This window comes from Bacteroides sp. Marseille-P3684 (assembly GCF_900291465.1).
Lineage (GTDB): Bacteria > Bacteroidota > Bacteroidia > Bacteroidales > Bacteroidaceae > Phocaeicola_A.
In genome coordinates, this window is sequence record NZ_LT985808.1 from 232053 (window position 1) to 247017 (window position 14965).

The window sequence follows — 14965 nt, forward strand, 5'->3', positions numbered from 1 at the left end:
TCTTGTTTAGGATTTGTTCGGGAGACGGGTCGCCCGTTCTTTTACCTCAATATGTTTACAATCAGGCTGGCGATGGACACCAGGATGGATGTGGCGGAGATGACGGTGGTCGTCGTGTTGCCGATGTCGGAGTTCTTCGCCTTGGTCTTGTTCGGGGTCACGTAGATGATGTCGTTCTGCTTCAGGTAGTAGTAGGGCGAAAGGACAACATCCGCCTTGTTGAGGTTGAGTGTGACGATTTCGCGCTTGCCTGCCGCATCCTCGCGGATGAGCTTCACGTTGTCCCGCAAGCCGTAGACCGTCATGTCGCCTGCCATGGCAAGTGCTTCCAGCACATTGACCTTCTCGTTGCTCACGGTGAATGTTCCGGGACGGTTCACCTCCCCGATGACCGAGATTTTGTAGTTTGTCATGCGGACGGTCACGATGGGGACCTCCTTGAGGTAAGGCACCAGCCGTTCGCGTATCATCGTCTCGGTCTCCCGTTTCGTCAGTCCGCCGACCTTGAGACGTCCCAACACAGGGAAGTCGATTTCGCCCTCATTGTCCACCAGGTATTGCTGGAGGGTCGGGGCACTCGTCGTGTTGACATTTGCCAGCGAGGCGTTGAGAGGGGTCTGCGTCGTCAGGTTAAAGGGGGCGGAAGCCTGAGGGTCGGTCGTGTTGACCGTGATGGATATCAAGTCCTTGGGCATGATGCGGGCATCATAGAGCGGTTCGTTCTGCACGGCTTGGTTCACACTCTCAGGGTCCTGCAAGTAGGGCACGTTCTTGTACGAAGTGCAGCTTGCCAACAGAGTCGTCAGGAGCAACAGACTCAGCATGTTTCGCATGTTCATATCGTGTTCGTTTGTTTTGTTTCTACAGTTTTTCAGCCGAAGAGCTTGCCCAGCAACCCTTTCTTCTTTCCGGGTTGCGGACGGTCTTCACGTTCCAGCAAAGTTTCGTAAGTCAGTTTGTTGTGTATCATGTCATAGATGGTGCCCCAGTCGGGGAGTCCGCCCAGGTTGCGGTCGTCGATGAAGACGTCCGCCTTCAACTTGCGCGAATAGTGGTTGTTCTGCCCCTTCTCCTCCTCGGGATAGTCGCGGTTGATGGCATAGAACTCCAGTCCGCGTTCCCGGCAGAAGGCAACCGCCTCATCGAGCAGACGTCCCTCACGGACTGTCCATAACACGATGCGGTGATGTTCGTCGCGCAGACGCTTCAGTGTATCAATGGCAAAGGGAATCTCCCTGCCTATCTCAGGATAACGGTGTTCGACAATCGTTCCGTCGAAATCTACAGCAATCAGCATAATCAGAATGTACGTGTTTCAGTTAACAGTAAAATCGTCAATTGTCCATTGTCAATCGTCAATTGTCAGTAGCCCCCATCCGGTACGGACGTCCGTCAGTATCCCGTGCAGGAGTGAAAAAGGTCGTGGGAAGGTTCAGCTCATAGCACCGCGTACGGTAACAGCAGAGCACATACTCCTCGGTGACGCAGAGGCCGGCATAATGCTCTTCCGGCACACGGACGCCTCCCCGCAACAGGACCTCATAGTAGCCGTCGCGATGAACCATCGGCACAAAATTTTCCGGTTCCATGTTTCTTCAGTTGACGAAAGTGTTCAACGTGCCTGTTCCGCCTCACAATACCACTTCGGGATGTGGACGAAAATGCCCAACGTAGCCAGGGTGATGACCACGTAGGAGCGGTTTTTATACCGGACCAGTTTCCCGGTCAGTCCCTTGAACGTGCCATGAATGACACGCACCCGTTGCCCGGGCCGCGCCTCGGCAAACTCCCGGTCGGTGTACAGGGTCCCTTCATAGTCCGGGTCGCAGATGGCACGCAGCTCGATCATCTGTGAGTCCGGTATTGCATAATACTTTGTAGAATCGGAGTAACGAAGGATGCGGAGCGGATAGGGACAGCCGGCAATCAGCCGGGCAAGGAAGCTGTCATCATCGTCCCACTCCTTCTGCAAGAAAAGCAGGTTGTGCACCGCGGGGGTCAGTTCCCTCTTTTTCTTCCCGTCAGGCAACACCCGTTCGGTGTAGAGCATCGGGATGAACGATTTCAGCCCCTGCTCCTTCAGATAGTCCTCCACCTGCTGTTCCCGGCAATGGAAGGTCTGCAAGGCATACCACACCTTCCTCTCTGAATTTTCCATCTGTTCCCGTCCTCCTTTTCCGGATTAGTCCTATTTCTTATAATATTCGCCGATAGTTACCCTGTGGACAAGTTGACAAACAGAGGTCTGCAAACCGGTCCACCGGACCTTTCATTTCCTTGCAATTCTTCTCCTCCCCACCGGAGCAGGTGCTTCGCGGGTCATCGATTCATCAAGCAAGGACACAGCCTGTTTTGTAACACCTCTATATAAGAATTAGTATTCACAGCGATGTATACAAAGTACTATGACGGCGCAAAGATACGTAAAAAGAGCCTATTAGATATAACAATGCCTTCATAAAAAGTATGTAACGAATCTTCAATTCCGCCCCTCCCATTTGCAAACGAATCTTAACCCAATTTGTAATGTTCTGAATATTAATACATTTATAGGATGTCACCTCTTATATAGAGGTATCACATTTGCATCCGGTGTAGGATTCTACAAGATTTATTCACGAAAGTCTTTATTTTCAGACTTCTTTCCGTTAAAATCACTTAATTTAATATGTACAAAAAATTCTCATTTCAAGGAGATTTACAGCTGAAAGACTCCAGTATCAGCAGCCCCTTATCCGTCAATTGATACTTTTGATTTCTACTATTAGGCTTATCAGGGATGGTTTGTCTCAAGATACCAGCATTCAAAAGAGGATAAATGTATTTCCTCCTGAATTTGGTTCTGTCCGTAGCATCCATAAACGACAATATCTCTGCAAAAGAACGCGCCTCTACACAGAATCCAATCAACTTGTCTATGTTTTCAATACTGGGTGCTAACTGGGTGCTGACTGGGTGCTGACTGGGTGCTTAGCCCCCAAAAAATCACCATAAATGACTCTATCCGAAAAGGTCGACTACTCAAAAGAACATCCGGAATCCACCTGAACAGAGATAAACGAGAGTCTTTACAACAGAGACTTCAGTCATTTCATTTTCACAGTTCCGTCTTCAGTTCTTCGTACAAGTCAACGGGACCCAAATGCCAATACTTGGTGCTCTCGGTCGATAACTTCTTATAGAGTTCCGGTCAGTGACCGTTCTGTATGGAAAACAGCTTTTCAATCCGCCAAATTTAAGTGATTGTCCGCTAACGGCAAAGAGCTTCGGAAGTCTTTTGGAAGGCATCGCAAAAAATTTCACCTTTCTTCCTCGTTCCCTTTGTTCACTACAACTTAAGCTTGGGAAAGGCTAGTCGCTATTTTAACTCCAACAGGGCGGTAGACTTTGAGTTAAATATCCAACAGCATATACGGAAACCTTGCATCAATCATTTCTTGAGGAACGCCGCAGTTCTTTGCTATTTCAGGCCATTTAGAAGTCACCTCACAAACTTTATCAATAATTTCATTCGCATTCTTGATATTATTTGATGCGGCACAAGCTAGAAGATCTTTTCTTGTAATATCATCAAATCTTCCGTTTATTGACATTTGGTGAGTATCTGTCCATGCACCTTTAGGATTGTACGCAAAGCCTAAATCATAAGCTGGCGACAATCTCCACTTGCCGAACTTATCCATAAGAAATGATATATTCTTCGTATGATCATCCTGGTTCCTTATCACGACATTGAACACCATTCGAAGAAACATTTCCTCAGCTTGCGAATATGGAAGACGAAGGCGACGCATTACATTAAATGCTTGTTCATAAGAATATGCCCTGCGAAGATGGAAATCATAATGAGCAATTCCGCATAATGTTTGCATATGGATTTTATCACCATTAGCCCTATCGAATCGTTTAGTCAAAAAGTGAGCTCTGCCATTTTCTTCAATCAAGGAGCACTCAGTCATTTCTATACCACATTCCTTAGCAAGCAGAGAGAATGAGAACTCAAGCCGTCCAAAATTCTCTGTTTCTTTAAAACCGGCTTCATCTGACACACCATCCAGCTTAATAAGGTAGTAATCAAAGCCTGCAGGTGCCTGTACTTGCCCCGACCTTACTTCTCCAGTTTCTTTGTTATATGCAATTACAGCTTTCGCCCTTTGTCCTCCGGCAGATGTTCCCAGTCGTAAAATTTCCGCAATAGCAGCTTTTCTGTCAGCATCCAGATTTGTTCCAAATTCTTCTTTCTTCGAAAGAGCTTCTTTTGCAACTTCTACCAAAGAGTCTATTTCAATTTTCCTATCAGCTGCAACTGGTCCCGTTGCAGGTTCAAACTCCATGGCCCCCATACAGCGCTGCCCCAAAAAGCATAATGTTTCAATCGGATTACCAACTGTTCTGCCAATCATAGCGAGCCATTTATCGAACAAAGCGCGACCATACGAGTCTGGAAGAGAATCAGCCAACATCCCAGGTAGACCATAAAATACGTTTCTATTGAGATTCCCAAATGAATATATACGTCCTACCATCACTGGCATCATCAAAGGGGATGGTTCAATCCCCTTTCCAACAAAATGCCTGTCGTATTCAAAACGTGCCACATCATAAGCATCATCCCATTTAAATGTTCCGACATTCATGCCAAACATCTTAACTCTTGCTACATCTACCATTCTGATTCCTCCTTATCTTTCTTTATTGTTCCCACGGCTCTCTTTCTTCTATTTCTCTTCACAGAATTTACCATCTCAAAATATTCGTTCGGACTCATCTGTTCTTCTTCACATAGATGGGCAAGTTCATCAAGCATACCGAGTGTTCTCAATATGCGAAGAAACACATCAAAAGACCTGATTTCCCCACTTTCTATTTTCTGTACCGACGAACGTGATATTGACGATGATTCAGCCAAGCTATCTTGGGTTATATTCTGCTTGAGCCTGACGGCCTTAAGCTTTTGCCCTATTTTCTCCTGAATTTGAATATCAGACAGTGAATAAATATCATCCATAATGATTGCATTTTAAATCATTTCTCCACAAAATTAGACATAAAGCTTTTATTTGCAAGCATTATTCCTCTTTATTTTTAATTTAAGCCCAAATTGTCATTAGGTTGCTCAAAGCCTGATGCGATTCGGGTTAAAAGAATCAGCCTATCCATATCTTCGATACTGGGGTGCCAAATATCAATTTGTCAAAGTGTCAAACGAATCGCTTGAGAAGGGGCTTCCTCGCACCAAAATACAAGTCGGTGAGCAAAAAAGGCATTCTCGGGCGATTTGCAAAATACAGAATGACACATTTCCAAACGCCAATCGTACATAGAACGCCTATATACCCTGAAGAGAGAATCATCGTGAGAACCAAACAGACAGAAAAGTTCACCAAATCACACTTGTCAACATGCTCACTCCGTCGGCAAACTAGAGGTGAAAGAAGACAAACAAACGTTTCATTCCGCTAAGTTATGTGTTCAAAGTATAAAACACTTGTGTTCGACCGATGAAACAATATTGTTTGACGACCCAAACAATATTGTTTCGCATACCAAACACAAGTGTTTGACGCGGCAAACAATAGTGTTTCACAGTTAAAATACCATTCATAACACTAATCAACCAAAAATGAATGAGGCCTGCAGAAGGTGATGGTTAACCGGATTTCACAAATTTCGCTGGTTCGCTCCATTTTATAAAAACACGAGTTAGACAGAAAGGGTAAATTTACCAAATTCGTCAAGCATTTAACGCAAATTTGCATCCAAATGTCAGGAGAAGGAGGATGAAAAAAGCAACATCCATTATCGGATTGTAGCCTTACATCTTTGTAAAATAATCACTAGAAAGAAAATAATCTCATGAAGTATAATTACCTTTACGGATAAAAACAAAGCATAAACCCAATGGCAAAGATTACTGTTCAAAATACAGACATCAGTGTTGTCAAGTATAACGAAGAAGATTACATCAGCCTTACGGATATGGCGCGAAGCCAACTACAAGAACATATAATATTCCGTTGGCTCAGTCTCAAAAGTACGATTGAATATCTTGGCGAATGGGAAATGCTATATAACCCCAATTTTAATTGTACCGAATTCGGTACAATTAAAAATGCAGCAGGAAGCAATAACTTCGTACTTTCAGTGAAAACATGGATAGAACGAACCAATGCAATCGGCATCTATTCAAAGGCCGGGCGCTATGGTGGCACGAAAGTCTCTTAAAACTCAATCAGATAGCCATTCATCAGATGAGCGTATTGGAAAACGGTGATAATGGAAAGAGAAAACTGCTGAAATAAAATTCCCTATTGTCTTATATTGACGAATCTGTGAAACTGGGTTGCCAGATGTATACTCACGGTCTTGCATGACTCATCAAGAGATGCGCAAGACCCTTTGTTCGTATGCCTCTTACGCACAACACAAAGGAAAGAAGGAGAAGGAAAGTATTAATAAATAATAAAATAAAGTACTATGCAATACAAAGTACTTAGACATTGCATACTTTTGCAGCACGAACGATAAACAAACAGCCATGAACGTAGAAAACGTCAAATCGCAAATGCGCAAGGGGATGCTCGAATACTGCATCATGCTCCTGCTCCACCGGGAGGCGGCTTACGCTTCAGACATCATCACCAAGCTGAAGGAAGCACACCTGATTGTCGTGGAAGGGACGCTCTACCCGCTCCTCACCCGTCTGAAAAACGACGAACTGCTGAGCTACGAATGGGTGGAGTCGACCCAGGGACCGCCACGGAAGTATTACCGGCTCACCGAAAAGGGAGAGACTTTCCTCAACGAACTGCAAAAAGCCTGGCAGGAACTCAACGACACCGTGAGCCACCTGCAAGGGTACCAACCGGATTTAACAACTGAAAAACTCACTGAAGAATGAAAAAGACACTGGACATCAACCTGAGCGGACGCATGTTTCACGTTGACGAGGATGCGTACCAACTCCTGTATGACTATTTATACAATTTGCGTCATGCCTTCGAACGTCAGGAGGGTGGCAACGAAATCATGGATGACCTGGAGAACCGCCTCGCGGAACTCTTGCTGGAGCGCATTTCCGACCGTCAGGAGGTAGTCTCGCGTACAATCGTCCAAGAGACCATCGCCCGGCTGGGACAGCCTGAAGAGATAGCCGGAACGACGGATGCAGAACCCCGGGAAGAGGAGGCGTCCGCATCGGAGGAGCCGTCCGCTGAAAACAAGGAAGCTGAGACGGATAAAGAAAAAGAGGAAGAACAGCACGACGAGATGCCGCCCCACAACCATACGGAGTTCACGGGACGCAAACGTCTCTTCCGCGACCCGGACAACCGGATGCTGGGAGGCGTGCTGGGCGGACTGGCGGTCTATATGAACTGGGACCCGACGTTGCTGCGTCTGCTGCTGCTCATCATCCTGGTGGCAGGATACGGGACAGTCATCCCCGTCTACCTGGTATGCTGGCTGGTCATCCCGAAGGCGGAGACAGCTGCTGACCGACTGAGCATGCAGGGCCGTCCGATTACGATGGAGAACATCGGAAAGATGGTGACCGAGGGCATGGACAAGGCAGAGAGCTATCTCCACTCCGACCGTCCGCGTACGGCACTCCAACGTTTTGCCGACGCCTTCGTGGCAGTGGCAGGCTTCCTGCTCAAGGTGCTGCTGGTCATCATAGCCATCATCTGCAGTCCGATGTTACTGGTAGCCGCCGTGGTCTGCCTGGTGCTCATCGTGGCTCTGTTTGCCGTACTCTTCGGCGGGACAGCCGCCCTCGCCTCTCTCCCCGGTGATTTCTGGACGCACATACAGGTTCCCGGCGACATGGGTTGGGGACTGGCATTCTGTATCGCGCTGATTGTCGGCATCGGGCTGTTGCTCATCTGCCTGATAAGTGGAGTCTGCACACTCGCCTTCAAATGGAAAGGGCTTTCTCCCCGCAGCCTGAAAGTGATGTTAGCCATCGGACTGGTGAGCCTGCTCCTGTCAGGCATCTTCTACACCGTGTCCGCCCTCACCCCCGAAGTGAACTACCTCTTTCCGTAGAATCTCTCCATACTGTTTAGTTAATGATGTGAAGCCCGCCGGTTCCCCCGGCGGGCTTCTGTTGTTTGTGGCGGACAAATACCCCAGCGACCACTTTTTCCTGATGGTTACCTTGCGGATGGACTGACCTCTCACCGGCTTTCGTCAGCCGGAACAAACGGACAGGCTGCATCACCGGTCCAACGGTAGAGACGGGCGGTGCAGGTCTGATTGCCCCGCTTGTCCTTCCGGTTCTCGGAGAGGTAGAAGTAGTTGCCCTCAACGTGGCACATGCCGGTACTTCCCCAGGGGAAATGCCAGCCGTGGACGCCCGTGGGACGATGGAGGTTGCCTTGCGGAACCAGACAAAGCATCTCGACACGCTTCTCGCTTCCGGGCAACGACTGCCAGACGGAGGGAACGGAAGCATCAACCGCGAAAAGGGAATAGTTGGGATAGGAAGACTTCGCACCGCAGTAGGCAGCCATCAGAAACTGACGGCTGGTGGGATGGTAGACCAGATTCTGTACTCCGTATCGGGTGTTTCCCGTATGGACGAAATACTTGTGCAACGGCTTGGCGGGACCTGACGTATGGAGGGCATCCCACTGCATCGGCTTCTCATAACGATCCCACGAACGGATGTCGTAACACAACAGCACCTGATGGTCATTGTCCGTGCGGGTGGTGTCACTGTAGATGCCATAGCCGACATACAGATAAGGTATGTCCTCGGAGGACGTACCGATGGCGGGAGCGAAGGTGATGCCATCGATGCCCGAACATCCGTGACGGTGAGGGACGGTGCGTCCGCGTTCCGTGACGTTGTCCTGATAATCGCACGTAGGCTCGTCCAAGTAAACGGTTGTCATCACACTGTCGGCCGACGCATCCATCCCTTTACGGGTCAGACAGTCGGCACGGAAAATGGCGACATAGAACCTGGAGCCGTCCGCTTCGACCGCCGATGTGCCCAGCTTGCGGGAGATGGAGGCACCTATGGCGTCGTCCTTGCACTCCAGCGAGGCATAGACATCACCCGTCACGGGGTGAATGGCAAGGTCGCCCAAATGTCCGGTCAGGTGTTCCACACTGCCGATTACGTTTCCTTTCAGGTCGGTCTTCACCAGGGAGGTGGTGAAAGAGAAATACATGCACCGGCGCGTCCGGTCAATGGCGATACCCTGCACGTGGAAGTTGCCTCCCGTCACGTATACAGAATTCGGCAGGCCCTCGGGACGGTCCGCCTTCAGCAGCCCCTGCACCATCAGCAGCAGGGCGCACAGCATCCACAGTCGTTGTTTCATCTTACAGTGTCTTTTGGTCGCTAATATACAAACTTTATCTGTCAAAATCAACGCGGGTGGCACCTCCCGATGGTAGGGAAGCGTCACCCGCGTCAGTCGGATCGGGAAGCCGGAGCCTCGCGACCTATTTAGGCAAGTTGAAAGCCACGGTCATCTCCTTCATCTGCTCCTGCGTCATGCCGTCAGGCTCGAAGCCCATGCACTTGGCATTAATGTAGATTTGAGCGGACTTGGTGAGCACGTCAATCTGGTCGAATGCGGTCATGGCATCTTCGCCGATGGCGAACACACCGTGTTTCTCCCACATCACCACGTCATAGTCTGCCAGCTCCTTCAGCGTGGCATCCGCCAGTTCCACTGAGCTGGGGAGCTTGTAGGGGATGATGCCCAAACCCTTCGGACAGAAAGCCTTCGTCTCGGGAATCATGCTCCACAGCAGGTTGGTCAGTACGTCCTTCTCCAGGAACTTTCTGGTATGGCTCATGGCGATGAGTTCGATGGGGTGCGTGTGCACAGTCGCCTTATAGTTGGAGCCGGAACCGATGAGCCAGTTGTGCACGCTCAGGTGGGAAGGAAGTTCCGACGTGGGGCGCACGGGATTGTCGGCGATGATGACATAGCTGGCACAGTCGTCGAGGATACGGATGACAGAGCCGTTCTCCATCGGCCAGCGGGCAAGGTCGCGCATACGCATGTTCGTGCCTTTACAGTAGAAATAGCAGCCTTTCAGGTTCGGGAGGGTAGCCCCGATGGGCTTCACCTCGCTGATAGGTGCCATCTGACGAATCTCGTCGTCCACAAACTCGGTAATGTTGATGGTGATGTTTCCACCGTTGCGCTCCGCCCAACCTTTCTGCCACAGGTATCCGGCCACTTCAGCCACCTTGTTCACTTCTTTTGCCAGGGCAGGGCGTCCTTCTAGAATCGATTTCATAGTTGTCTTTGATGTTAGTGTTCCGGGACGGGGAGCGTACCTCTCCCGGAGGGTTGTATACCTTATTATATATGTGTGTCCGCTCTCACTCCATCAACTGGGGCAGGAACGACGACACGATGAGCACCACCAGCCCGACGAGGAGCACGGCAATGGTCTTCGGGGTGCAGCCTTTCCACTCCTTGAGGAGGATGCCCCACACGTTGGAGAAGGTCACGTTGAGTGCCATCAGGATGCAGAAGGCAAACGTGGTGAGTACGGGAGACTCGGTGAGGAAGCCCTTACCCAGTGCCAGGCCGAAGAACTGGCTGTACCACAGTGCACCGGCAAGCATGCAGAAGAGCAGGTTGTTGCCCCACACGGCGCCGTTGCGATAGTCTGCCCACGTCCGGTTTTTCTGGTTCTGATAGAAGCAGTAGAGGGCATTGGTCACAAAGCCGCCCAACGTCACGAGGAACGTCGCCGGCAACGTCTTGAACATGTCTGCCGACTCCTCGAAGTGAATCGACGAGCCGAACTCCAGTCCGACGTTGAAGCAGCCGCTCATGAAGCCTGCCAGCAGGGCGATGGCAATGCCCTTGGGGAAGTTGAAGTCCTTCACGGCAGCCTTCTTCTCCTCCTCGCTCAGGCTCTGTGCCTTCATGTTGCCTGCCACGCCGATGATGGCAATGCCAAGCAGCGTCACGATGACACCGATGATGACCGAGGCGGTGAGTTTCTCCAGGTGATGTGCTTCGGGATAGAACACGTTGAGCATCACGGGAGCCAGGATAGTGCCCAGTCCGGCACACGTACCCAGCGAGATGCTCTGGCCGAGTGCCACGCCGAGGTAACGCATGGAGAGGCCGAACGTCAGTCCGCCGACTCCCCACAGCACGCCGAAGAGCATCGTCATAGCGATGTCCAGTCCGCGTGCACCGGCAAAGAGGGCGCCGAGGCTCTGACCCTCAGGCACGGCAAGCAGCGCACCCAGGAAGGGGAACACCAGCCAGGCGAACACGCCCTGCACAATCCAGTAGGACTCCCAGCTCCACTGCTTGATTTTGTTGATGGGCACGTAGCAGCTCGACTGACAGAACGCGCCGATGGCGATTATCAATAGTCCGATTACGATATCCATAATGTCTGTATCTGGAATGAAGAGGAATGCCCGCGGGCACTCCTCTCACTGGAAGGCTTATCGTTTCGAAGTCACTTCGGCTTCGTACTTCTCGATCTCCGGGATGAAAGTCTCGCCTACGGGGACGTTGTTCTTCAAGCAGAACATGTCCCAAACGGCGTTCCAAGGCAACGACTTGGCCTCTTCGAGCAATGCCAGGCGCTGGAAGAACTGACCGTTTGCCTCGTACTCACGCAGCTTGGCGAGCGGTTCGAGCAACGCGCGGGTCATGCACTTCTGAGCGGCACGGCTTCCGATGACGTAGGCACCGATGCGGTTGATGGAGGCATCGAAGTAGTCCAGTCCGTAGTGCACACGGTCGAGGGCGCCGGCGCGTACGATTTCGCTGAACAGTTCCTGGGTCATGTCGTCCATGATGGTCACGTGGTCGCTGTCCCAGCGGATGGGACGGCTGACGTGGAGCATCAGCTCGGGCACGTAGAGCAGGAGTGAGGACACCTTGTCGCCGATGCTTTCCGTCGGGTGGAAGTGACCGGTGTCAAGTGTGATGAGTTTCTGGTGCTGCACGCCGTAGCCGATGTAGAAGTCGTTCGAACCGACGGTGAAGCTTTCCAGACCGATGCCGAACACCTTCGACTCGATGCAGTCCTTCATGTGACTATACTCCGTGGCAAAAATCTGGTCGAGCGAGTCCTTCAGCAACTCACGGTACTTCATGCGGTTCACCGTGATGTCCTTGCTGCCGTCATGCACCCACAGGTTCATGATACAAGGGTCGCCCTGAGCCTCGCCCATGGCCTCGGCTACCGCACGGCAACGCTTCGTGTGCTCAATCCAGAACTGACGGATGCCCTCGTCGGGATTGGCGAGCGAGAGGCTGCCACTCTTCGGGTGGGAGAACGAGGTGGAGTTGAAGTCGAGCTTCATGTTGTGCTCCTTGCCCCAGTCAATCCAGCTTTGGAAGTGCTTCGGCTCGACCTGGTCGCGGTCAACGACTTCGCCCTTGAAGTCACCGTAGATTTCGTGCAGGTTCAAGCGGTGCGTACCGGGGATGTAGGAAGCCGCCTTCAGGATGTCCTGACGCAGCTCATCGATGTTGCGCGCACGGCCGGGATAGTTGCCGGTGGTCTGGATGCCGCCCGTCAGCGAGCCGCCGTTGTTCTCGAAGCCCATCACGTCGTCCGCCTGCCAGCAGTGGAGCGAGAGATGGAAGTTCTGCATCTGGTCCAGCACTTTGTCGGTGTCGACGCCGACAGCGGCGTAGCGTTCCTTGGCTACCTCGTACGCTTTGTTCACTAATTCTTCTTTCATTGTCGTTTCAGTTTATAAGTTTTTCAGTTTATTAGTTTGTTGGTTTGTCTTTCGTTCTGTTTTCTTTTCAGCCGACGGGACTGGCGGAGCTTCCGCCTGTCGGACCGACCGACTCACTCCCGGCATGTTCCGTCCGCGGGTCACGCCTCGTCAGCCGTCAGCCGGACGTACTTCTCGTAGGCGGCATCCCACTCGGCAGCATCCTTCGGCTCGAACTCGGCCAGCTCGATGGAGGAGGCTATCATGTCGCGCATCTCCTGCATCGTGCCCACCAGACCGAAGGCCTTCGCCTGGAGCATGATGTTGCCGAGCGCAGTCCCTTCCGACGGTCCTGCCGTCACGGGTACACCCACGGCGTTGCAGGTGAACTGGTTCAGCAGGTTGTTGCGCGAGCCGCCGCCGATGACGTGCAGACGCTCGATGGGGAACGGCGCCATGGACTGCATGTAACCGAACACCTGACGGTAGCGCAAGGCAAGGCTGTCAAAGATACAGCGGGTCAACTCACCGTAGGTCTCGGGCACAGGCTGTCCCGTCCGGCTGCAATAACCGCGGATGGCGTCGACCATCGACACGGGGTTGGCAAAGCAGGCGGCGTCGGGGTTGATGACACTGCGGAAGGCAGGCACCGCCAGAGCGGCGTCTATCAACTCGGAGTAGGAATAGTTGCCGTCCCGCTCCCACTCCTTGCGGCAACGCTCCAGGAGCCACATGCCGCAGATGTTCTTCAGGAAGCGCGTCGTGCCTTCCACTCCGCCCTCGTTGGTGAAGTTGCGTTCGTAGCTCTCCGCCGTGATGATGGCATCCTTCACCTCGACGCCCATGAGCGACCACGTGCCGGAGCTGAGGTAGGCGAACCGCTCGTTGCGCGCGGGCACTGCCGCCACCGCCGAAGCCGTGTCATGCCCTGCAACGGCAATGACGGGCACGGCACCCAGACCCGTGAGCTGCTGCACCTCGGGGGTGAGCACGCCGACCTGCTCGCCGGGGAAGACGAAGCGGCCGAACTGTTCCTCGCTCACGCCTACCGCGTCGAGCAGCTCCTTCTCGAAGCGCTTCGTGCGCGGATTGAGCATCTGCGAGGTCGATGCGATGGTGTATTCCGTCACCCGCTCGCCCGTCAGCATGTAGGACAGCGCGTCGGGCATGAAGAGAATCTTGTCGGCAGCCTCCAGCGCGGAACATCCGTTACGGCGCAGCGTGGAGAGCTGGAAGAGCGAGTTGAAGTTCATGATTTGGATGCCCGTGATGTCGTACACGCGTTCACGGGGGATGTGGGTAAAGAATTCCTCGGGGGCGCCCTCCGTGTGCGGGTCACGGTAACAGTAGGGACTGCGCAGGATGCCTCCGTCGCGGCCGAACATCACGAAGTCGACGCCCCATGTGTCTATGCCGATGGAGCGGATGGGAATGTTCTCCTGTGCCACCTTCTTGAGTCCGTTGATGATTTCGAGGTAGAGGGCGTAGATGTCCCAGTAGAAGTGTCCGCCCGTCTCGATGATGTGGTTCGGGAAACGTGTCAGTTCCGTCAGTTCTATCTTTCCGCCGGAGACCGTACCCAGGATGGTGCGTCCACTCGTGGCGCCCAGGTCGACAGCGAAAAAGTTCATGTTTTCCATAATCTGTAAAGCTTCATGAGAGCACCTTGCAGCACCCTCCGGTTAACAATGAAACAAATGTACATATTTATTTCCTATCCGCCTGTCCTTTTCGGCAAATATTTTGGTTTTATTGGATTTTACCTGCCGGAAGGCGGAAGCAGCACCGCCGGCTGCCGACCCCGGCACGTCTGTCCGGTGCCCGTCGGGTGTCCGGCGGACGGCAACGGAACGGGGCAGCGCGGCGCCTCCCTCCTCCCCGTCCGCCTGTCGTCAGAAAGAAAGCAAAACAGGGAAACGGGCGACATTTTTTCCCGATTCGGCGTTTTCAGCTGACGCGTACTTTCGCTATTTCGTCCCTTCCAGCGCGCAGTTGAATACACTTTTTAAGACACGGACGTCCGGACAGGCTCCTATTTTCATTCCGTTAACACAAAAACGGAGCTGCGAACCCCTTCGCACCGTCATTCCAACCCGTTTTCACTTTCGTACGGACGCGTCCGTACCACCGTAGTCGTTCGTCCGCACCGTCGTACGGACGCGTCCGCACGAAAAAAGGCATCAGTTTTGTCCGTTTCCTTTACCTGTTTTCATTTTCAGACGGAAGGAGGCGCACATTTTCCATCTGTCATTCGGACGTCGCTTTGCATCTTCCAGCATCATCCAGTCC

General features: G+C 52.1%; 14 protein-coding genes and 1 pseudogene. 3 read left to right on the forward strand and 12 right to left on the reverse strand.

Translation table 11 applies throughout. The features are described 5' to 3' along the window. Positions 1–41: 41 nt before the first annotated feature. From C8275_RS00940 to C8275_RS00970, 7 genes are all read right to left on the reverse strand, one after another. Entirely contained in the window at positions 42–839 is a 798-nt protein-coding gene (locus C8275_RS00940) for a polysaccharide biosynthesis/export family protein (RefSeq protein WP_022384918.1), read from the reverse strand. A gap of 32 nt (positions 840–871) precedes the next feature. Beyond that, complete coding sequence (locus C8275_RS00945; RefSeq protein ID WP_106483723.1) at positions 872–1297, reverse strand: BT0820 family HAD-type phosphatase; 426 nt, start codon at positions 1295–1297, stop codon at positions 872–874. Between the two features lie 58 nt (positions 1298–1355). Further along, complete coding sequence (locus C8275_RS00950) at positions 1356–1589, reverse strand: hypothetical protein (protein WP_106483724.1); 234 nt, start codon at positions 1587–1589, stop codon at positions 1356–1358. Between the two features lie 23 nt (positions 1590–1612). Next, on the reverse strand, positions 1613–2158 hold the full coding sequence (locus tag C8275_RS00955; RefSeq protein WP_106483725.1) for a UpxY family transcription antiterminator: 546 nt from the start codon (positions 2156–2158) through the stop codon (positions 1613–1615). A 530-nt stretch (positions 2159–2688) separates the two neighbouring features. Continuing rightward, positions 2689–2910 carry a Fic family protein gene (locus C8275_RS14930; protein ID WP_106483726.1) on the reverse strand — a complete coding sequence of 74 codons (222 nt, stop codon included), beginning with the start codon at positions 2908–2910 and terminating at the stop codon, positions 2689–2691. 482 nt (positions 2911–3392) lie between these two features. After that, positions 3393–4670 (reverse strand): type II toxin-antitoxin system HipA family toxin, encoded by a 1278-nt coding sequence (locus tag C8275_RS00965; RefSeq protein WP_106483727.1) that lies wholly within the window; start codon positions 4668–4670, stop codon positions 3393–3395. After that, the gene (locus C8275_RS00970) at positions 4664–5008 is read right to left on the reverse strand and encodes a helix-turn-helix domain-containing protein (protein WP_106483728.1); all 345 of its coding nucleotides are present in this window, start codon (positions 5006–5008) and stop codon (positions 4664–4666) included. The genes C8275_RS00965 and C8275_RS00970 overlap by 7 nt, the downstream gene beginning before the upstream one ends. An 893-nt stretch (positions 5009–5901) precedes the next feature. On the opposite strand from C8275_RS00970, the pseudogene C8275_RS00975 reads away from it, so the two are divergent. From C8275_RS00975 to C8275_RS00985, 3 genes and pseudogenes are all read left to right on the forward strand, one after another. Continuing rightward, positions 5902–6213 (forward strand): annotated as a pseudogene (locus C8275_RS00975) (KilA-N domain-containing protein); the annotation flags it as partial. A gap of 325 nt (positions 6214–6538) precedes the next feature. Beyond that, positions 6539–6901 carry a PadR family transcriptional regulator gene (locus C8275_RS00980; protein WP_106483730.1) on the forward strand — a complete coding sequence of 121 codons (363 nt, stop codon included), beginning with the start codon at positions 6539–6541 and terminating at the stop codon, positions 6899–6901. Further along, positions 6898–8046 carry a PspC domain-containing protein gene (locus C8275_RS00985; protein WP_106483731.1) on the forward strand — a complete coding sequence of 383 codons (1149 nt, stop codon included), beginning with the start codon at positions 6898–6900 and terminating at the stop codon, positions 8044–8046. The genes C8275_RS00980 and C8275_RS00985 overlap by 4 nt, the downstream gene beginning before the upstream one ends. A gap of 131 nt (positions 8047–8177) precedes the next feature. Here the strand turns inward: C8275_RS00985 and C8275_RS00990 are convergent, their stop codons facing one another. The 5 genes from C8275_RS00990 to C8275_RS01010 form a co-directional block, all read right to left on the reverse strand. After that, positions 8178–9332, reverse strand: a complete 1155-nt coding sequence (locus tag C8275_RS00990) for a hypothetical protein (protein WP_157948119.1) — start codon at positions 9330–9332, stop codon at positions 8178–8180. Positions 9333–9456: 124 nt separating this feature from the next. After that, positions 9457–10266: a rhamnulose-1-phosphate aldolase gene (gene rhaD / locus C8275_RS00995; protein WP_022385038.1), complete on the reverse strand. Its 810-nt coding sequence runs from the start codon at positions 10264–10266 to the stop codon at positions 9457–9459. Positions 10267–10351: 85 nt separating this feature from the next. Then, positions 10352–11386, reverse strand: coding sequence for an L-rhamnose/proton symporter RhaT (locus C8275_RS01000; RefSeq protein ID WP_022385039.1), 1035 nt, complete (start codon positions 11384–11386; stop codon positions 10352–10354). 57 nt (positions 11387–11443) lie between these two features. Further along, entirely contained in the window at positions 11444–12697 is a 1254-nt protein-coding gene (locus C8275_RS01005) for an L-rhamnose isomerase (RefSeq protein ID WP_022385040.1), read from the reverse strand. Positions 12698–12837: 140 nt separating this feature from the next. Beyond that, positions 12838–14316, reverse strand: a complete 1479-nt coding sequence (locus tag C8275_RS01010; RefSeq protein ID WP_106483733.1) for a rhamnulokinase family protein — start codon at positions 14314–14316, stop codon at positions 12838–12840. Between the last annotated feature and the right edge of the window lie 649 nt (positions 14317–14965).